The 16,928-nt window shown below is 45.2% G+C and carries 20 protein-coding genes and 2 tRNA genes; 17 read left to right on the top strand and 5 right to left on the bottom strand.

The features are described from left to right. Positions 1 to 91: 91 nt before the first annotated feature. The 3 genes from RH86_RS13675 (at position 92) to RH86_RS13665 (ending at position 1,410) form a co-directional block, all read left to right on the top strand. Positions 92 to 168: transfer RNA gene (locus RH86_RS13675), tRNA-Asp, on the top strand. A 35-nt stretch (positions 169 to 203) separates the two neighbouring features. Beyond that, positions 204 to 280 (top strand) — tRNA-Trp (locus RH86_RS13670). A gap of 371 nt (positions 281 to 651) precedes the next feature. Beyond that, entirely contained in the window at positions 652 to 1,410 is a 759-nt protein-coding gene (locus RH86_RS13665; RefSeq protein WP_009386738.1) for a hypothetical protein, read from the top strand. A 132-nt stretch (positions 1,411 to 1,542) separates the two neighbouring features. Here the strand turns inward: RH86_RS13665 and suhB are convergent, their stop codons facing one another. After that, positions 1,543 to 2,346 carry an inositol-1-monophosphatase gene (suhB, locus tag RH86_RS13660; protein ID WP_005592835.1) on the bottom strand — a complete coding sequence of 268 codons (804 nt, stop codon included), beginning with the start codon at positions 2,344 to 2,346 and terminating at the stop codon, positions 1,543 to 1,545. A 178-nt stretch (positions 2,347 to 2,524) separates the two neighbouring features. On the opposite strand from suhB, the gene trmJ reads away from it, so the two are divergent. The 11 genes from trmJ to ndk all read left to right on the top strand — a co-directional run bounded on the left by trmJ (position 2,525) and on the right by ndk (position 11,009). After that, positions 2,525 to 3,250 (top strand): tRNA (cytosine(32)/uridine(32)-2'-O)-methyltransferase TrmJ, encoded by a 726-nt coding sequence (gene trmJ / locus RH86_RS13655; protein WP_009386737.1) that lies wholly within the window; start codon positions 2,525 to 2,527, stop codon positions 3,248 to 3,250. 119 nt (positions 3,251 to 3,369) lie between these two features. Beyond that, entirely contained in the window at positions 3,370 to 3,876 is a 507-nt protein-coding gene (gene iscR, locus RH86_RS13650; RefSeq protein WP_038219713.1) for a Fe-S cluster assembly transcriptional regulator IscR, read from the top strand. 30 nt (positions 3,877 to 3,906) lie between these two features. Next, positions 3,907 to 5,121, top strand: coding sequence for an IscS subfamily cysteine desulfurase (locus tag RH86_RS13645; RefSeq protein WP_009386735.1), 1,215 nt, complete (start codon positions 3,907 to 3,909; stop codon positions 5,119 to 5,121). Positions 5,122 to 5,171: 50 nt separating this feature from the next. Continuing rightward, entirely contained in the window at positions 5,172 to 5,552 is a 381-nt protein-coding gene (gene iscU, locus RH86_RS13640) for a Fe-S cluster assembly scaffold IscU (RefSeq protein WP_005592829.1), read from the top strand. Between the two features lie 67 nt (positions 5,553 to 5,619). Continuing rightward, positions 5,620 to 5,943: an iron-sulfur cluster assembly protein IscA gene (gene iscA, locus RH86_RS13635; protein WP_005592828.1), complete on the top strand. Its 324-nt coding sequence runs from the start codon at positions 5,620 to 5,622 to the stop codon at positions 5,941 to 5,943. 53 nt (positions 5,944 to 5,996) lie between these two features. After that, complete coding sequence (gene hscB / locus RH86_RS13630) at positions 5,997 to 6,512, top strand: co-chaperone HscB (protein WP_009386734.1); 516 nt, start codon at positions 5,997 to 5,999, stop codon at positions 6,510 to 6,512. Between the two features lie 20 nt (positions 6,513 to 6,532). Beyond that, on the top strand, positions 6,533 to 8,386 hold the full coding sequence (hscA, locus tag RH86_RS13625) for a Fe-S protein assembly chaperone HscA (RefSeq protein ID WP_009386733.1): 1,854 nt from the start codon (positions 6,533 to 6,535) through the stop codon (positions 8,384 to 8,386). 11 nt (positions 8,387 to 8,397) lie between these two features. Continuing rightward, positions 8,398 to 8,736, top strand: coding sequence for an ISC system 2Fe-2S type ferredoxin (gene fdx / locus RH86_RS13620; RefSeq protein WP_005592825.1), 339 nt, complete (start codon positions 8,398 to 8,400; stop codon positions 8,734 to 8,736). A gap of 98 nt (positions 8,737 to 8,834) precedes the next feature. Next, entirely contained in the window at positions 8,835 to 9,029 is a 195-nt protein-coding gene (gene iscX / locus RH86_RS13615; RefSeq protein WP_005592824.1) for a Fe-S cluster assembly protein IscX, read from the top strand. 198 nt (positions 9,030 to 9,227) lie between these two features. Further along, positions 9,228 to 10,514 carry an aminopeptidase PepB gene (gene pepB / locus RH86_RS13610; protein ID WP_009386732.1) on the top strand — a complete coding sequence of 429 codons (1,287 nt, stop codon included), beginning with the start codon at positions 9,228 to 9,230 and terminating at the stop codon, positions 10,512 to 10,514. A gap of 69 nt (positions 10,515 to 10,583) precedes the next feature. Further along, positions 10,584 to 11,009 carry a nucleoside-diphosphate kinase gene (ndk, locus tag RH86_RS13605; RefSeq protein WP_009386731.1) on the top strand — a complete coding sequence of 142 codons (426 nt, stop codon included), beginning with the start codon at positions 10,584 to 10,586 and terminating at the stop codon, positions 11,007 to 11,009. A gap of 89 nt (positions 11,010 to 11,098) precedes the next feature. Here the strand turns inward: ndk and csdA are convergent, their stop codons facing one another. From csdA to RH86_RS13585, 4 genes are all read right to left on the bottom strand, one after another. Then, the gene (gene csdA, locus RH86_RS13600) at positions 11,099 to 12,310 is read right to left on the bottom strand and encodes a cysteine desulfurase CsdA (RefSeq protein ID WP_009386730.1); all 1,212 of its coding nucleotides are present in this window, start codon (positions 12,308 to 12,310) and stop codon (positions 11,099 to 11,101) included. Continuing rightward, complete coding sequence (locus RH86_RS13595; RefSeq protein ID WP_009386729.1) at positions 12,310 to 12,909, bottom strand: DJ-1 family glyoxalase III; 600 nt, start codon at positions 12,907 to 12,909, stop codon at positions 12,310 to 12,312. The genes csdA and RH86_RS13595 overlap by 1 nt, the downstream gene beginning before the upstream one ends. A gap of 4 nt (positions 12,910 to 12,913) precedes the next feature. After that, positions 12,914 to 13,795: a 2-dehydropantoate 2-reductase gene (gene panE / locus RH86_RS13590; RefSeq protein ID WP_009386728.1), complete on the bottom strand. Its 882-nt coding sequence runs from the start codon at positions 13,793 to 13,795 to the stop codon at positions 12,914 to 12,916. Positions 13,796 to 13,898: 103 nt separating this feature from the next. Beyond that, a complete protein-coding gene (locus RH86_RS13585; RefSeq protein WP_005592817.1) occupies positions 13,899 to 14,681 on the bottom strand; it encodes an outer membrane protein OmpK in 783 nt (260 codons plus the stop codon). A 347-nt stretch (positions 14,682 to 15,028) separates the two neighbouring features. On the opposite strand from RH86_RS13585, the gene RH86_RS13580 reads away from it, so the two are divergent. The 3 genes from RH86_RS13580 to RH86_RS13570 are packed head-to-tail and all read left to right on the top strand — an operon-like array spanning position 15,029 to position 16,901. Beyond that, on the top strand, positions 15,029 to 15,601 hold the full coding sequence (locus RH86_RS13580) for an LON peptidase substrate-binding domain-containing protein (protein ID WP_009386727.1): 573 nt from the start codon (positions 15,029 to 15,031) through the stop codon (positions 15,599 to 15,601). A gap of 56 nt (positions 15,602 to 15,657) precedes the next feature. Further along, positions 15,658 to 16,242: a sigma-70 family RNA polymerase sigma factor gene (locus RH86_RS13575; protein WP_009386726.1), complete on the top strand. Its 585-nt coding sequence runs from the start codon at positions 15,658 to 15,660 to the stop codon at positions 16,240 to 16,242. Next, on the top strand, positions 16,239 to 16,901 hold the full coding sequence (locus RH86_RS13570; RefSeq protein WP_009386725.1) for a ChrR family anti-sigma-E factor: 663 nt from the start codon (positions 16,239 to 16,241) through the stop codon (positions 16,899 to 16,901). The genes RH86_RS13575 and RH86_RS13570 overlap by 4 nt, the downstream gene beginning before the upstream one ends. Positions 16,902 to 16,928 lie beyond the last annotated feature (27 nt).

The following is a 16,928-nucleotide window of genomic DNA, read 5'->3' as shown; positions in this document are numbered from 1 at the left end:
GTTTACTTGTTTTCAGATTTTGAAAAATCTGAAGGCAAAACTAAATAAAGCTACCTAACCATAAGACTTTATTTAGAAAAAATACCACTGCGGAGTGGTAGTTCAGTTGGTTAGAATACCGGCCTGTCACGCCGGGGGTCGCGGGTTCGAGTCCCGTCCACTCCGCCACTTATTCGAGAGTCGTCTCTTTAAACACGAACTACAGGGGTGTAGCTCCAATTGGCAGAGCAGCGGATTCCAAATCCGCGTGTTGGGAGTTCGAATCTCTCCACCCCTGCCATATACTAAGCCTCAGCAGAAATGCTGGGGCTTTTTTACATCTGCACGTTATGTTTATCGTCAATTGGTAGAGCAGCGGATTCCCCTAATACTAAATAGCGCGTGTTGGGGCGTAGCTTTCGAATCTCTCCACCCCTGCCATATACTAAGCCTCTCCGATGTTTCACTTTGAAGAAGCGATCTCATACCTGTACTTTTAATTCTATATTCCAAACGAGCGCTTCTCGCTTCTCAACTCTGAAGACACTTGCTCTTCTCCCGCAACAAGCCGTAACATTTCTCCTTTCCAGTCTAAAATTGCCCTGACATTCACTGAAGTTCTACTGACATTGGTTATTTACCATACAGCTAGTTTAAGAAATGAGGTGTCTTATGAAATTCAACACTAAGCTAGTTTTAACATCCCTTATCTCAGTCCCTTTACTAGCTGGCTGTGTCACACCCGGCGAAGATGATGCTAATGCAGCGACTAAGCAAGGAGCTGTTGGTGGAGCATTATTAGGTTTAACCATGGGAGCATTAACTGGCGAACCCGATCTTGCGGTTAAAGGTGCGATTGCTGGAGGGGTCGCTGGCGGTGTGGCAGGTTCAAGCCAAGATTTGCAGAGTAATCGAGATAATATTCGTCATGATAGCCGTAATGATGCCATCACTGCGTTAGGGGGGGATAAAACTGCCGCTAGTCCGCAAAATTGGCAACAATTAGAAAACTTTGTCGGTGAGTGGAACGTCAATATTCAAAATCATATTGTGACGATTGAACATCAAAAAATTAGTGCTGAAGGGAAATTGGCATCACTGTCAAATGCGAATGTAAGTATCATCAATGAAGAAGGGCTTAATCTTAACGCTTCGTTTAGCTATCAACCAACGACCGGCCATCAACTGCAGATTGATAACCGAGTAAAAAACGTCTCGGTCAATTTTGTTGGCGAAGCGCTATCGAATAGTAATCGAATTTCTTTTTATCCAACCAATATAGATGATGTAATTTACAATGATATTCCTAGTTCGGATGTGCGTCTTGAATTGAGTTTTGTCGGTAATCAGGTGTGGTTAATTGATAGCTATGCTTATATTGAAGGCAGTGAACAAAAGCTGCAGACATTTCGTTTTACTCGAATCAGTTAATCACAATTAACATACCTATTCGCATGCTCTAGTTAGCCATCATCATCGCTTGGCTATCATGATAACGAACAAACAAAAAAAGGCCCCGCTCAGAGAGCGGGGCCTTTTTATAATCAGCTGTGACGATAGCGATTATTTTAGCATTGCAGCATTACCGTTTTCACGGATGTGCTTAAGAATGCCTTTAACGCCACGAGCACTTGAAGCAACGATGTTGCCAGATGTCATGTAGTCAGTACCGCCAGCAAAGTCAGTTACGATTGCGCCAGCTTCACGAGCGATAAGCTCACCTGCTGCCATATCCCAAGGTTTTAGGCCTAGTTCAAAGTAACCATCAACGCGGTTTGCCGCTAGGTAACATAGGTCTAGAGCTGCAGAACCAGTGCGACGGAAATCTGCACAATCAACAAATAGAGCAGACATGATCTTGAAGTAAGACTCAGAGTGCTGTTTTTGTTTGAATGGGAAACCAGTAGCAAGGATAGTACCTTGTAGATCTTTCACTTGTTTAACGCGGATACGTGCATTGTTCAGCTGAGCGCCAGAACCACGTTGAGCGGTAAATAGTTCGTTAAGCATTGGATCGTACACACAAGCTACTTCTGTACGGCCTTTAATGCGTACAGCGATAGAAACAGAGAAGTGTGGTAGACCTTTAACGAAGTTAGACGTGCCATCCAGTGGGTCGATGATCCATTGTACTTCTTTATCGCGACCGTCAATGAGGCCATTTTCTTCAGCAACGATACAGTGGTCTGGGTAAGACGCTTTAATGGTATCGATGATCAGTGCTTCTGCTTCTTTGTCTACGTTAGTAACAAAGTCGTTCGTGCCTTTTAGAGTAGATTCAATCTTCTCAGCATTTTCAAGTGATTTGGCAATGTGGTTGCCAGCTTTTCGTGCAGCACGAATAGCGATATTAAGCATTGGATGCATACTAAATTTCCCAACGGATGTTAAAGAACAGAAAAACGGCCGGAAGTATAACAGAATAAACCGGAAAGGGAAGTGGTTAATTTTCGCACTATTGTTCGGCCCAATTGAATCACGACACCCCTTTTCCTCTTCAATGTGATAATATCTCGCAGCTTTATAATGCGATAGGTAATCGGTCATGCTTAACAACGTCAAAGTGGTCTTAGTTGGCACTTCTCACTCCGGAAACATTGGCTCTGCAGCGCGCGCAATGAAAGTGATGGGCTTAACGAATATGGTTTTGGTTGATCCACAATGTGAGGTCGATGATCAAGCTGTAGCGCTGGCTGCTGGCGCAAGTGATATTGCTCTTAATGCTCAAGTTTTTGCAACATTGGAAGAGGCTGTCTCTGATTGCGCCTTGGTGGTAGGATCGAGTGCTCGTTCACGTACGCTTGATTGGCCAATGCTTGAGCCGCGTGAGTGTGGTGAAAAATGCGTCCAAGAAGGCCGCGAGGCAAATGTTGCAATTGTTTTTGGTCGTGAGCGTACCGGCTTAACTAACGAAGAACTACAGACCTGTCATTATCATGTCTGCATCCCTGCCAACCCAGAATATAGCTCATTAAACTTGGCGATGGCGGTTCAAACCATTAGCTATGAAATTCGTGTTGCGCATCTAGAACAAGAGAAGCTTGGCTACCCTGAAGCCGAGGTTCCAGAATATCCTCGTCATAAAGAATTAGAAATGCTTTATCAGCATCTTGAAAAAGTGATGATTGATACCCAATTTATATCTGAAGACCAGCCGAACAAAGTGATGAATAAACTGCGTCGTTTGTTCAGTCGAGCTCGTCCAGAGCAGCAAGAGATTAATATCTTGCGCGGAATTTTAACGGCGGTTGAAAAATCAACCCAACGTTGATCTCGGACTAACACCTATCTTTCGGTAATACCTGACTAAAATGGTCAAATAAATACTTGACCATTTTAGTCAGGTATGGAAAAATTGTTACCACATGAACAATGTGGATATGGTGTTATATGAGACTTACATCTAAAGGAAGATACGCAGTTACGGCTATGCTAGATGTGGCACTACACTCTCAGCAAAACCCTGTACCGCTTGCTGATATTTCTGAACGACAAGGCATTTCTCTATCTTACTTAGAGCAATTGTTTTCTAAACTACGTAAAGCAGGTTTGGTTGCTAGTGTACGTGGCCCTGGTGGTGGTTACCGCCTTGGTGACGATGCACAGAATATTGCAATTGGTACGGTAATTGCGGCTGTAGATGAGTCAGTAGACGCAACTAAGTGCAACGGCAAAGGCGACTGCCAAGGTGGTACTCGTTGCCTTACGCACACATTGTGGCGCGACCTGAGTTCCCGCATTAGTGACTTTCTTAACAGCATCACCCTAGGTGAGTTGATGAGAGACAACGAAGTCCTCGAAATTTCTGACCGACAAGACTTAGATCTTGCGGTAAACCATAGCTTAACCAATCGCGACTCTTTGAGTGCGGCTATGGGAATCAATGTCCGCTCATAGGCGGTCAGTAAGTTTACATTGGAGTAAAGAATGAAACTGCCGATTTATCTCGATTATTCAGCAACTTGTCCAGTTGACCCACGAGTTGCTGAAAAGATGGTTCAGTGCATGACGATGGATGGTACGTTTGGTAACCCTGCGTCACGTTCACACCGTTACGGTTGGCAAGCCGAAGAGGCAGTCGATAACGCTCGTGAACAAATCGCTGAGCTGCTCAACGCAGACCCTCGTGAAATCGTATTTACTTCTGGCGCAACTGAGTCTGATAACTTAGCCATTAAAGGCGCTGCGCATTTTTACGAGAAGAAAGGTAAGCACGTCATTACCTGCAAAACCGAACACAAAGCGGTACTGGATCCTTGTCGCCAACTTGAGCGTGAAGGCTTTGAAGTGACATACCTGGCCCCGGAAGCTAATGGTCTTGTCGATCTAAACAAACTTCAAGCGGCGATGCGCGAAGATACCGTCTTGGTTTCTATCATGCACGTAAACAACGAAATCGGCGTAATCCAAGATATTGCAGCGATTGGCGAGCTGTGTCGTGAACGTAAAATCATCTTCCATGTTGATGCAGCACAGTCTGCCGGTAAAGTTGCGATTGATGTGCAAGAGATGAAAGTAGATCTTATCTCCTTATCTGCACACAAAGTTTATGGCCCGAAAGGCATTGGCGCACTGTATGTACGTCGTAAGCCACGTATTCGTCTTGAAGCCCAAATGCACGGTGGTGGCCATGAACGTGGATTCCGTTCAGGCACACTAGCAACACACCAAATCGTTGGCATGGGTGAAGCTTTCCGTATTGCGAAAGAAGAGCTACAAAAAGATTACGATCATGCATTGGCCCTTCGTGACCGTTTATTTAATGGTGTGAAGGATCTAGAAGCTGTAACGGTAAATGGTGATTTTGACCAGCGCGTACCTCATAACCTAAACATCAGTTTTGCTTTTGTTGAAGGTGAATCATTACTGATGTCGCTGAAAGATCTTGCTGTTTCATCAGGCAGTGCATGTACATCAGCAAGTCTAGAGCCATCATATGTTCTTCGTGCTCTTGGCCTGAACGATGAGTTGGCACACAGTTCAGTTCGATTCTCATTTGGTCGTTTTACGACGGAAGAAGAAGTGGACTATGCAATTGAACAAATCCGTGTAGCGGTGAATAAGCTACGCGACATGTCTCCTCTATGGGATATGTACAAGGAAGGGATCGACTTAAACACGGTTGAGTGGGCGCACCACTAATCAGTTAGCATCCCAATTGATATAGATGTAGAGGATTCGAGGTAGATATTATGGCGTACAGCGAAAAAGTAATTGATCATTATGAGAACCCACGTAACGTTGGTTCTTTTGATAAAGAAGATCCATCGGTAGGTAGCGGCATGGTTGGTGCTCCTGCGTGTGGTGATGTTATGAAGCTTCAAATCAAAGTAACGCCGGAAGGTATTATCGAAGACGCGAAGTTCAAAACTTATGGTTGTGGTAGCGCGATTGCGTCAAGCTCACTGGTGACTGAGTGGGTTAAAGGCAAATCAATCGACGAAGCGGCAGCAATCAAAAACTCTGAAATTGCAGAAGAGCTAGAACTTCCACCAGTGAAAGTTCACTGTTCAATCCTAGCGGAAGACGCAATTAAAGCAGCAGTTGCTGACTATAAGAAAAAACATCAGTAAACTCGACTTTGTCATGATGGGAGCAAGCCTCCCATTTTATTGGTAATAGAAACAATCAAGGTGCAGTATGGCCATTACATTAACAGATGCAGCCGCTAGCCGTGTAGGCGCTTTCCTAGAAAATCGTGGGAAAGGCGTGGGTTTGCGTCTCGGTGTAAAAACGACAGGTTGTTCGGGTATGGCTTATGTACTTGAGTTTGTCGACGAGTTAAATGAAGAAGATGAAGTCTTTGAGCACAAAGGCGTTAAGGTAATCATTGATCAAAAGAGCCTTGCTTATCTTGATGGCACAGAACTTGATTACGTAAAGCAGGGATTGAACGAAGGTTTCGAGTTCAATAACCCGAATGCGAAAAGTGAATGTGGCTGCGGTGAAAGCTTCAACGTTTAATGATTGATCTCCTACTTGTGAAAGTAGGAGAGATTGCCAAGGGCTAGATTTAAATGAATCACTTCGAATTATTTGGGCTACCAACTCAGTTCAATCTGGATGGTAGCCTTCTTTCTTCTCAGTTCCGTGAACTGCAAAAACGTTTTCATCCTGACAATTTTGCAACTGCTTCAGAACGCGATCGCTTAATGGCGGTACAGAGAGCTGCACAAATCAACGATGCTTATCAAATCCTGAAAAAGCCGCTCTCGCGTGCTGAATATCTCATTGCCCAAAACGGTATTGAACTTCAGGGAGAACAACAAACTTTACAAGATCCAATGTTTTTAATGGAACAAATGGAATTGCGTGAAGAGTTGGAAGAGATCCCAAGTGGATCGGATCCTGAAGCTGCATTGTTTGAGTTTGATGAAAAGGTGACTAAAACGTATAAACAGCAGCTGATCGAGATAGAAAAAGAGCTCAACGAGGCTCAATGGACTCTCGCTGCTGATCGCGTACGTAAGCTAAAATTTATTGCCAAATTAAAACATGAAATCGAGTTAGTGGAAGAAAGACTACTCGGTTAATCTCAGAGCAAGGACTAACAATGGCGTTACTTCAAATTGCAGAACCGGGTCAGAGCTCGGCACCCCATGAACATAAATTGGCGGCCGGCATTGATCTTGGCACCACCAATTCATTGGTTTCGACGGTTCGTAGCGGTGATGCTGCGACATTAGAAGATGACCAAGGCCGTCGTATTCTGCCTTCTGTCGTTCATTACACTAATGATGCGGTTTTGGTTGGCCACGAGGCGCTTGCACATTCTGAACAAGATGCCGCCAACACTGTTATTTCAGTCAAACGCCTGATTGGTCGTTCACTGACAGATATCAATCAGCGTTACCCTTCTTTACCTTATCAGCTGACTGCCAGTGATAATGGCTTGCCTATTTTACAAACCGCGGGTGGTAACAAGAACCCGATTGAGGTTTCAGCGGATATTTTAAGCGCTTTGAAAGTGCGAGCGGAAACCACATTGGGTGGAGAGTTGGCGGGTGTCGTGATTACCGTTCCTGCCTATTTCGATGATGCACAACGCGCAGGTACCAAAGATGCGGCTAAATTGGCCGGTTTACATGTACTGCGTCTGCTTAATGAGCCAACGGCTGCCGCAATTGCATACGGTCTCGACTCTGGCCAAGAAGGCGTGATTGCAGTTTATGACCTTGGTGGTGGTACTTTCGATATCTCGATTCTACGTTTATCGAAAGGTGTATTTGAAGTATTAGCGACGGGCGGTGACTCTGCTCTGGGCGGTGATGACTTTGACCATCTTTTGGCTGAGTATTTATTGGCCAAGATGGGTTTGGAAATTTCGTTATCTGCTGAACAAAACCGCACATTACTTAACGCTGCGCAGAAAGTGAAACAGTCGTTTTCTACCCAAGATGTCGCTGATGTAGATGTTCTCGGCTGGCAAGGCACCGTGACTCGTGAAGAGTTTGAAGATCTTATTCGTCCTTTAGTGAAGAAGACCTTAATGTCGTGCCGACGTGCATTGAAAGATGCAGAAGTGGATCTAGAAGACGTGAACCAAGTGGTTATGGTTGGCGGTTCAACACGCACTCTGTTAGTTCGTGAAATGGTCGGTGAGTTCTTTGGCCGTACCCCGTTAACCAGTATCAACCCAGACGAAGTGGTTGCGATCGGTGCGGGCATTCAAGCGGATATCCTAGTTGGTAATAAACCTGACTCTGAAATGTTGTTACTTGATGTTATTCCACTTTCGCTTGGTATCGAAACCATGGGCGGACTAGTGGAAAAAATTATTCCGCGTAACACCACCATTCCAGTTGCTCGTGCACAAGAATTCACCACCTTCAAAGATGGTCAAACTGCGATGACGGTGCATACCGTGCAGGGTGAGCGTGAAATGGTCGATGACTGTCGTTCATTAGCGCGTTTCTCGTTAAAAGGCATTCCACCAATGGCGGCGGGTGCTGCGCATATTCGTGTCACTTACCAAGTCGATGCGGATGGTTTATTGTCTGTTACCGCGATGGAAAAGAGCACCGGCGTACAATCTGAGATTCAAGTGAAGCCTTCTTACGGCCTAAGTGATAATGAAGTTGCTGATATGCTTCGTGATTCAATGACCTATGCAAAAGAAGACATGCAAGCTCGCGCGCTTGCTGAGCAACGTGTTGAAGCGGATCGTGTTATTGAAGGGTTGATTGCAGCGATGCAAGCGGACGGTGCTGAATTACTTTCAAGTGAAGAAGAACAAGCGCTGCTAAAAGTGATTGAAACCCTTATTGAACTGCGCAACGGCGATGATGCCGATGCGATTGAGTTAGGAATTAAGGCGACAGATAAAGCAAGCCAAGAGTTTGCATCTCGTCGTATGGATAAATCGATTCGAGCTGCGTTATCTGGTCAGTCTGTCGATGATATTTAAGAGTAGAAGTTATGCCTAAAATTATCGTATTACCTCATGAAGACTTGTGTCCTGAAGGCGCTGTATTAGAAGCTCAAGCGGGCGAGACAGTTTTGGATGTGGCATTGAAAAATGGTATTGGTATCGAGCACGCGTGTGAAAAATCATGTGCGTGTACCACTTGCCACGTTATTGTTCGCGAAGGTTTTGATTCACTAGAAGAAAGTGATGAGCTCGAAGATGACATGCTGGATAAAGCATGGGGTTTAGAGCCTGAATCTCGTCTTGGTTGCCAAGCGCGTGTTGCACAAGAAGATCTTGTGGTAGAAATTCCACGTTATACTTTGAACCACGCATCAGAAGATCATTAATCAATTCGCTGAGCCCATGTATCGATGTTGTTGAATAACATCGTGATAAACAAGGCTCAAGTGAGTGTTAACTATACTGACTTTAAGGAAGATGACGAATGAAATGGACCGATTCACGTGATATCGCGATTGAGCTTTGTGATAAGTTTCCAGAGACTGATCCTAAAACAGTGCGTTTTACCGACTTGCATCAATGGATTTTAGAGTTGGATGATTTTGACGATGAGCCAAATCATTCGAATGAAAAAATTCTTGAAGCGGTCATTTTATGCTGGATGGATGAAGCGGATTAAAGCGTGATGTTACGCACCGTCAAAAAGTATTAAAAAAACGGGCCTTATGGCCCGTTTTTTTATCCAAATGACATTTTTGCGTGACATAATGCTAACATCGAACTCGATACCAAAGTCTGCCTTATTACGCAAAGGCGAGGGGACTTCGGTATAGAGCAAAAGGCGTAGTCAACGCCATAATTAAGACAAGGAGAAACCATGTCTACACAGATGTCGGTATATTTAAGCCAAACTGAAGCTGCGGCACATTGGGGTAACAAAGCACTTGTTTCTTTCACTGAGCAAGGTGCAACGGTTCATCTTGCTGAAGGCTATGATCTTGATGCAATTCAAAGAGCGGCACGTAAAATTGTCTCACAAGGTATCACAGATACTGCGCTCGATGGTCAAGGTTGGGATGTAGAAACCATTTGGGCCTTTTTCCAAGGTTTTCGTGAACCAAAGAAAAATACCAATGTAACTTGGCAGCCTCTGGAAGAGGCGCACCAAGCTGAGTTAGAAGCTCGCATTCAAGCGACCGCTTTTACTTGCGATATCATCAATAAATCCGCTGAAGAAGTCGCGCCTCGTCAACTTGCTACCATGGCTGCTGAGTTTATTAAATCTGTCGCGCCAGAAGGCACAGTAACGGTTCGTATCGTTAAAGATAAGGATTTACTTACTGAGGGATGGGAAGGCATTTACGCGGTTGGACGCGGTTCTGAGCGCACATCTGCAATGCTGCAACTCGATTACAACCCGACTGGAGATGAAAACGCGCCCGTTTATGCGTGTCTCGTCGGTAAAGGTATCACTTTTGACTCTGGTGGTTACAGCCTGAAGCCGTCAAACTTTATGACGGCAATGAAATCAGACATGGGTGGTGCAGGTACGATTACGGGCGGTCTAGGTCTTGCGATCATGCGTGGCCTTAACAAGCGTGTAAAACTGATCCTATGCTGCGCGGAAAATATGATTTCAGGTCGCGCACTTAAACTTGGCGATATCATCACTTATAAGAACGGTAAAACCGTTGAAATCATGAATACTGATGCAGAAGGCCGTTTGGTACTGGCTGATGGTTTGATTTATGCCAGTGAGCAAAACCCTGAGTTGATCATCGACTGTGCAACTTTAACTGGCGCAGCGAAAAATGCACTAGGTAACGACTATCACGCGCTAATGAGTTTTGATGAAGCACTTTCTCATCAAGCGCTGACTTGTGCACGCGAAGAGCAAGAAGGGGTGTGGCCTTTACCTCTTGCTGAGTTCCACCGTTCAATGTTGCCTTCAAACTTTGCCGACCTATCCAACATCTGTAGTGGTGATTACTCTCCAGGTGCGAGTACGGCAGCAGCATTCCTCTCTTACTTTGTTGAGGATTACAAAAAAGGTTGGTTGCATTTTGATTGTGCGGCGACTTACCGTAAAGCTCCGTCAGACAAATGGGGCGCGGGTGCAACCGGTGTGGGTGTGCGCTCTTTGGCTCGCATTTTGGTTCAATAAACACACGATCAATATGAGCAGCGTTTAGACTGCGTAATGAAAATTAGAAGAGAAGTAGAAGGAAATCATATGGCTCTAGAAAGAACGTTTTCCATAGTAAAGCCTGACGCGGTAAAGCGTAACTTGATTGGTGAAATTTACAATCGCTTTGAAAAAGCAGGTTTAAGCATTGTTGCAGCAAAGATGGTTCATCTTAATGACGAACAAGCGAGTGGCTTTTATGCAGAGCATGAAGGCAAAGAATTTTTCAATGATTTGAAAGCATTCATGACCTCGGGCCCGGTAATGGTTCAAGTGCTGGAAGGTGAAGATGCGATCACTCGTTACCGCGAGTTGATGGGTAAAACCAACCCTGAAGAAGCTGCATGTGGCACTATTCGTGCTGATTACGCTTTGAGCATGCGTCATAACTCAGTACATGGTTCAGATAGCCCTGAATCTGCTGCGCGTGAAATTGCGTTCTTCTTTCCTGAGTCAGAGATTTGCCCACGCTAATCTCAATCAGCAAGAGCTAAAAGAACAAGAGCCTCAACAGAGGCTCTTTTTTTATCTGAAAATTAGTCAGAATCATTTAAAAATGAGTGCTAGAGCATATCGAGTGCTTTCTCTATCGCGGTGATAACTCGCTCTGCATCGTCTTGGTCATTGTAGATGGCAAAAGAGATTCGCACCGTACCCGCAATGCCCAGAGCATCCATTAATGGATGTGCACAGTGATGGCCAGCACGAACAGCAATGCCTTGTTGATCGAGCAGTGTCGCAACGTCTTGATGATGCACGCCATCAACAACAAAAGACAACACCGACGCATTGCTTTGGTAGCCAATCACGCGTACATCGGCATGTTGGCAAAGTCGTTGGTAAACCTTATCGACTAATGCATGAATGTGTTGCTCCACCTCTTCTCGACTAAATTGGCCATACCATTCTATCGCGGTTGCAAGCGCGATGGCTCCTGCAACGTTTGGGGTGCCGGCTTCAAATTTACCTGGAAGTTGACTGTAGGTGGTACCAGAAAATGAGACCTTCTCAACCATCTTGCCACCGCCATGCCAAGGAGGCATCGCTTCGAGCAGTGCCAATTTACCATACAACACGCCAATGCCAGCAGGAGCAAAGATTTTGTGGCCGGAGAAGACCACGAAGTCAGCATCTAAAGATTGTACATTGATCTCTTCATGGACAATACCCTGAGCGGCATCAATAACCACAACGGCACCATGTTGATGAGCAAGCTCAATCATCGACTCGATAGGTTGGCGAGTGCCGGTAACATTCGTGGTATGCGCGAGTGCCACAATCTTTGTTTTACTGCTCAATGCGCGCTCAAAAGTATCAACATCCAGTTGACACCTTTCGTTCATCGCTATTTTCACTACGGTTGCGCCGGTTTGTTCAGCCACAATCTGCCATGGCACGATATTGGCGTGATGCTCCATTTCACCAATGAGAATTTCATCTCCCGCTTGGAGAGTATTACGCGCGTAAGTTTGAGCGATTAGATTGAGTGCTTCCGTGGCTCCGCGAGTCCATATGATCTCTTTTTCACTTGCCGCATGAATGAAGTTGGCGACGCAATGGCGGGCCGCTTCAAATTGGCTGGTGGCTTGAGCAGTTAAACTGTGGCTACCACGATGAACATTAGCATTTTGATGACTGTAGTAGCGACTGATTGCATCGATCACCACTTGTGGTTTTTGTGTCGTCGCAGCACTGTCTAGATAAACCAATGGTTGTTGGTTCACCTTCTGAGCAAGCGCGGGAAACTGCACTCGAATTGCCTTGATATCCAACATTAGCTTTCACCCAGTTCATGGTAATGCAGTACAGGCATGGTCACCATCGGTTCGGCGATTGACCAGGCGTGCGCTTTACCGGAAAGTTGAATGACGATTTCCATCGCAAATTCCAAAGCACTACCAGGGCCTTGGCTGGTTAACAGATTATGTGTGACGTCATAGGTGACACGTTTTACGCGCCAATTTTTTGCAGCGATATGGCTTTGAAAACTTGGATGACAAGTCATTAAGGCTTGCGGATAGAGCTGGTGATGGGCCAATACTAAGGCTGGAGCAGCACAGATGGCTGCGACCAACTTACCTTCGTACATTTGCTGACGGATGATTTCAACCAGCACGGTACTATCACGAAACACTTCGCTACCGCCCACGCCACCAGGCAGGATCACCGCATCAAATTCGTCATCCGCAATATCAACCAAGCGACAATCAGCAGTTAGCGTGACTCCGCGCGAGGCTTTCATCGTCAATTGACCACAAAAATCTGCACTTGCCACTACGACTTCGTAACCTGCACGCACCATAATATCGATAATGGTGATGGCTTCCATTTCTTCACTGCCAGTGGCGATTGGGACTAGTACTTTTTTACTCATAGGATTACCAATTCTGCTCTATCTGTTTGATGGCATGGTACAACTGTTCATTGAGAGAAACATCAATCGCATGGATTTGCGCGGTTTGAATCAAGTGACCGGTGATAAAGTCTATCTCGCTTTGTCTCCGATGAGCAATGTCTTGCTGCATTGAGGAGTAGTTATTTGCCGTTGCATTGATGACATGATTGATGCTTTGGCGTAATGCATCACTATCGACGTCTAAACCTTCAGCCAACATCACTTGAGCGACTTCAGTGGCAATTTGATCCAATTGCTGACGGTATTTAGCTTGTGCCAATTCGCCATTACGAACTTGATGCAAAGCGGTTAATGGGTTTATGGCGCAATTAATCGCTAACTTATTCCATAGTGCTTGTTCAATCTTACGATGCCAGAGCACTTGTGGAAGGGCGTGATTAAGTACTTCAACCAAAAACTCACATTGCGTCCCACGTGCATTGGCAGCACCCAGCAAGGTTTGACCTTGGCCGGTATGGTGCACTTGATGGTTGGAAGGGCGATACGCACCGTGTGTTGTAGTGGCAAGCAATAGAGGGTTATGCGGAAAACGTTGCTGAGTTACTTGCGCTGTACCCATGCCATTGTGCATCAATAATAGGATTGCATCGGGATGAATGTGAGCGGCAATAGACGCAAGTACATCGTTAACTTGTGGCGCTTTTAGCGTGATAAGAACGACATCGGCTTGCGCAAGCTGCGCGGGATCGTTATTGATCAATTGAATGGTTTCATATTCATCACGTTGGATTGAAATATGCGAAGAGTCACTGCGACTCCACAGGTAAACGTGATGCCCTGCTTGGGTTAGGTAGCTCGCCCAAAGAGAGCCAATTGCCCCTGGGCCAACAATGGCAAAATTCATGAGAAGGACCGATTTAGATTAATGGCAAAAGGATAATGGCCTCCTCAAGGAAAGCAAATAAAAAAGGCACCCGAGGGTGCCTTTCGTGTCTGTTTGAGCAGAATTAGAAGTTGTACTGCAGACGGTAGATAATTAGGTCTTGATAGTCTTTACGCGCAAGCTTGTTGACTGTGTAGCGGTAAAGAACACCGGTTGACCAGTTTTGGTTGATGTTCCAAAGTGCGTTGATCGAGCCGTTTAGACCCCAGCTTTCTGGATTTTCATCTGAACCTGCCGTTGTGCTTTGTAAGCGAGAGTATGCATCATTACGTGCAAACTCGTACTCACCCCAAGTAGAGAAGGTGAAGTTTTGGCCCGCTATATCTGTGTTGTAGAAACCAACCCAGCCAGCCATACCGCCGTTGTTACCAGTGATATCACCACTGTTGATCTGATGAGCACCAATGAATGGTGTAAATGCCCAGCCATCGCCTTTCAGGCCTGTGTAGCCAAGGCCAAGAACGCGATTTTGCTCATGAAGAGCGCTTTTATCTGCGTCAGTATTATACACTTGAGCGTAAAGGCTGATGCCTGAATCAGTCAGATTATAGTGAATAGTACCTTTTGCCGATGCACCACGATCATCGCCTGCACGATCGACACCTTCATAATCGTAGAAGCCGTAGATTTGACCCCAAGTGAAACCTGCGCCACCTTCAATACCAATGACAGCTTGGTTACGCTCAGAAATATCGCCACCGAAGTTATCAACATCGTTACCGATACCTTGATTCCAAACTTGATAGTCAAGATACATACCACCAAAACCGTATAGATATTCTGCTTGAGCAGGGATTGCCGCTGTTGTCGCAGCAACAACGCCAAGAGCTAAAAGTGTTTTACGCATAAAGAAGTCTCTCAGGAGGTTGTGATTGTTAATTTTACATGTGTAAGTGGTTGCACAATTTAATCTGCTTTCACTTGTTGGTGGGAATAATAGCGATCTACATCTTAAAAAAAAGTGCTATTTGATGTAAAAATTCATAAAACAGGCGATCTTGATCACGTTTATTGACAAAGTAATTACAAACAAACTTAGTTTCATTAAGTTGCAACTAAATTGTATGAGGTATCGTTTACGCAAGCGCTTGCGTAAAATTTGTTGTGCATCGATTAACCAACAGTAAAGGTAAATGATCGAATTGAGTTTCCTTTGCGTATAACTCACTCAAAGGGTTCTTTTAGGATTTATTGATGACCGAAGTTATGCTTTTTCCTCTCGGAACTGTGGTTCTACCCGAAGGTAAAATGCGTTTAAGAATATTTGAACCGAGGTACAAGCGATTGGTCGCTGAAGCCAGTAAGCATGATGGTACCTTTGGGACCTGTCTGTTCGAACGCAGTGAAGAAAACCCTCGAGGTACGCTCTCCCACACGGGCTGCCTAGTAAAGATAGTGGATTTTGAAACGCTTGATGACGGGTTGCTCGGAATTACAGTGGTTGGCTTGAAGCGATTCGCATTAGGGCGGATTCGTGTCGATTTTGATGGCTTGCGGTTTGCTCAAGTGGAGTGGTTACCCAGCTGGGAAATTCAACATCTCAGTGACGACAAGCAGTATCTTGCTCAGCAATTGAAGCGAGTTTACACACGCTTTCCCCAAATAAGCGCTTTGTATCCGCAGTGTTACTTCGACGACGCATCTTGGGTGACTCAGCGTTGGCTCGAGTTAATACCGGTTGAACTACACCATTTTGATTTTTTAACCGATCAAAACGATTGCCAGCAGGCGATGGATTATTTATCGGTGACGATTGATAAAAAGTGATCGCTTTTTAAACGACGACGTATACAGTTTAAATTAAACACCTCAAGGAAGTTGGAATGAGTTTACCTGACACCAACACCTACACGCGGGCTGATTGGACCGCGTGCATGGACAAGATAAAGCAGCGGGACAAGCACGCCTATGCTTTGGTGTTTTATCATTTTTCACCTCGCCTCAAGCAGTTCGCCTTTAAACACATGGGAAACGAACAAGTGGCCATCGAGTTAGTGCAGGAGGCGCTCGCCACGGTATGGCAGAAAGCGGCATTGTTCGATGGTAGTAAAAGCTCTTTGTCGACATGGGTCTATACCATCGCAAGGAATTTATGCTTCGATTTATTACGCAAGCAAAAAGGCCGTGATGCTCACGTTCTCGCTGATGACATTTGGCCAACCGATTTTATCCCGCCAGATCTGATAGAGCATTATTCTCCGGAACATGAGATGTTGAAAAAACAGGTTCTCAAATTCTTAGATTTATTGCCCGAAGCACAAAGAAAAGTCGTGCAAGCCGTGTATCTCGAAGATCGCCCTCACCAGCAAGTAGCAGACATGTTTGATATACCTTTGGGGACGGTGAAATCCCGCTTGAGATTGGCAGTCGAGAAATTAAGAAACACCATAGAGGCGGAGCAGTTATGAGTTATCACCCCAAATATGAGATGTTGCAAGCTTATGTGTATAGCGAGTTAACACCGGTCGATGGCTTCGCTTTAGCCACCCATATTGAATCTTGCCCACAGTGTCAGCGACATGTCGCTAAGATTGAAGAACAAGCGGGCCTTGAACTCGAGACGATGCAGGTTGAGGAATGCTTTGATATGAGCGTGATATTTGACCGCATTGTCGCCCTTGATCCTTGTGATGAACCAATACGTATCGCTCGTAAACCAAGAATCGTTGAGGTTAATGGACGCCAATTCTCCCTGCCGCTTACGCTCAGTCGTTTTAGTGATGATATTGGTGAGTGGAAAAGTTACGGTGGCAAAGTGTTTAGCGCGCCAATCAATTTAATGGAAGGCGCTAGAGTTAATTTACTCTACATCACCGCTGGCGTGAAGATACCGCAACATACGCACAAAGGTTTTGAATCAACGCTGGTATTGCATGGCTCTTTCAGCGATGAAGAAGGCGAGTATTACGCGGGTGACTACTTACTGAAAGATTCAAGTATCAAACACAGTCCTTTTACCAAGGAAGGTGAAGATTGTCTGTGCTTAACCTTCTTAACGGAACCGATGCTGTTTACTCAAGGTGTTGCGCGTATTTTTAATCGCTTTGGCAAGGGTTTGTATCCATAGAGAATAAGCGAATCTCGATGTTATCTG

The sequence above is a fragment of the Vibrio sp. N418 genome, assembly GCF_000222565.1.
In the GTDB taxonomy this organism is placed as follows: domain Bacteria; phylum Pseudomonadota; class Gammaproteobacteria; order Enterobacterales; family Vibrionaceae; genus Vibrio; species Vibrio scophthalmi.
The sequence above is the reverse complement of the archived record's forward strand: the minus strand, read 5'-3'. Positions and strand labels throughout refer to the sequence as shown.

Coding starts and splice junctions, on each gene's coding strand:
- RH86_RS13665 (WP_009386738.1), top strand. CDS start 652: ATGAAATTCAACACTAAGCTAGTTTTAACATCCCTTATCTCAGTCCCT.
- suhB (WP_005592835.1), bottom strand. CDS start 2,346: ATGCATCCAATGCTTAATATCGCTATTCGTGCTGCACGAAAAGCTGGC.
- trmJ (WP_009386737.1), top strand. CDS start 2,525: ATGCTTAACAACGTCAAAGTGGTCTTAGTTGGCACTTCTCACTCCGGA.
- iscR (WP_038219713.1), top strand. CDS start 3,370: ATGAGACTTACATCTAAAGGAAGATACGCAGTTACGGCTATGCTAGAT.
- RH86_RS13645 (WP_009386735.1), top strand. CDS start 3,907: ATGAAACTGCCGATTTATCTCGATTATTCAGCAACTTGTCCAGTTGAC.
- iscU (WP_005592829.1), top strand. CDS start 5,172: ATGGCGTACAGCGAAAAAGTAATTGATCATTATGAGAACCCACGTAAC.
- iscA (WP_005592828.1), top strand. CDS start 5,620: ATGGCCATTACATTAACAGATGCAGCCGCTAGCCGTGTAGGCGCTTTC.
- hscB (WP_009386734.1), top strand. CDS start 5,997: ATGAATCACTTCGAATTATTTGGGCTACCAACTCAGTTCAATCTGGAT.
- hscA (WP_009386733.1), top strand. CDS start 6,533: ATGGCGTTACTTCAAATTGCAGAACCGGGTCAGAGCTCGGCACCCCAT.
- fdx (WP_005592825.1), top strand. CDS start 8,398: ATGCCTAAAATTATCGTATTACCTCATGAAGACTTGTGTCCTGAAGGC.
- iscX (WP_005592824.1), top strand. CDS start 8,835: ATGAAATGGACCGATTCACGTGATATCGCGATTGAGCTTTGTGATAAG.
- pepB (WP_009386732.1), top strand. CDS start 9,228: ATGTCTACACAGATGTCGGTATATTTAAGCCAAACTGAAGCTGCGGCA.
- ndk (WP_009386731.1), top strand. CDS start 10,584: ATGGCTCTAGAAAGAACGTTTTCCATAGTAAAGCCTGACGCGGTAAAG.
- csdA (WP_009386730.1), bottom strand. CDS start 12,310: ATGTTGGATATCAAGGCAATTCGAGTGCAGTTTCCCGCGCTTGCTCAG.
- RH86_RS13595 (WP_009386729.1), bottom strand. CDS start 12,909: ATGAGTAAAAAAGTACTAGTCCCAATCGCCACTGGCAGTGAAGAAATG.
- panE (WP_009386728.1), bottom strand. CDS start 13,795: ATGAATTTTGCCATTGTTGGCCCAGGGGCAATTGGCTCTCTTTGGGCG.
- RH86_RS13585 (WP_005592817.1), bottom strand. CDS start 14,681: ATGCGTAAAACACTTTTAGCTCTTGGCGTTGTTGCTGCGACAACAGCG.
- RH86_RS13580 (WP_009386727.1), top strand. CDS start 15,029: ATGACCGAAGTTATGCTTTTTCCTCTCGGAACTGTGGTTCTACCCGAA.
- RH86_RS13575 (WP_009386726.1), top strand. CDS start 15,658: ATGAGTTTACCTGACACCAACACCTACACGCGGGCTGATTGGACCGCG.
- RH86_RS13570 (WP_009386725.1), top strand. CDS start 16,239: ATGAGTTATCACCCCAAATATGAGATGTTGCAAGCTTATGTGTATAGC.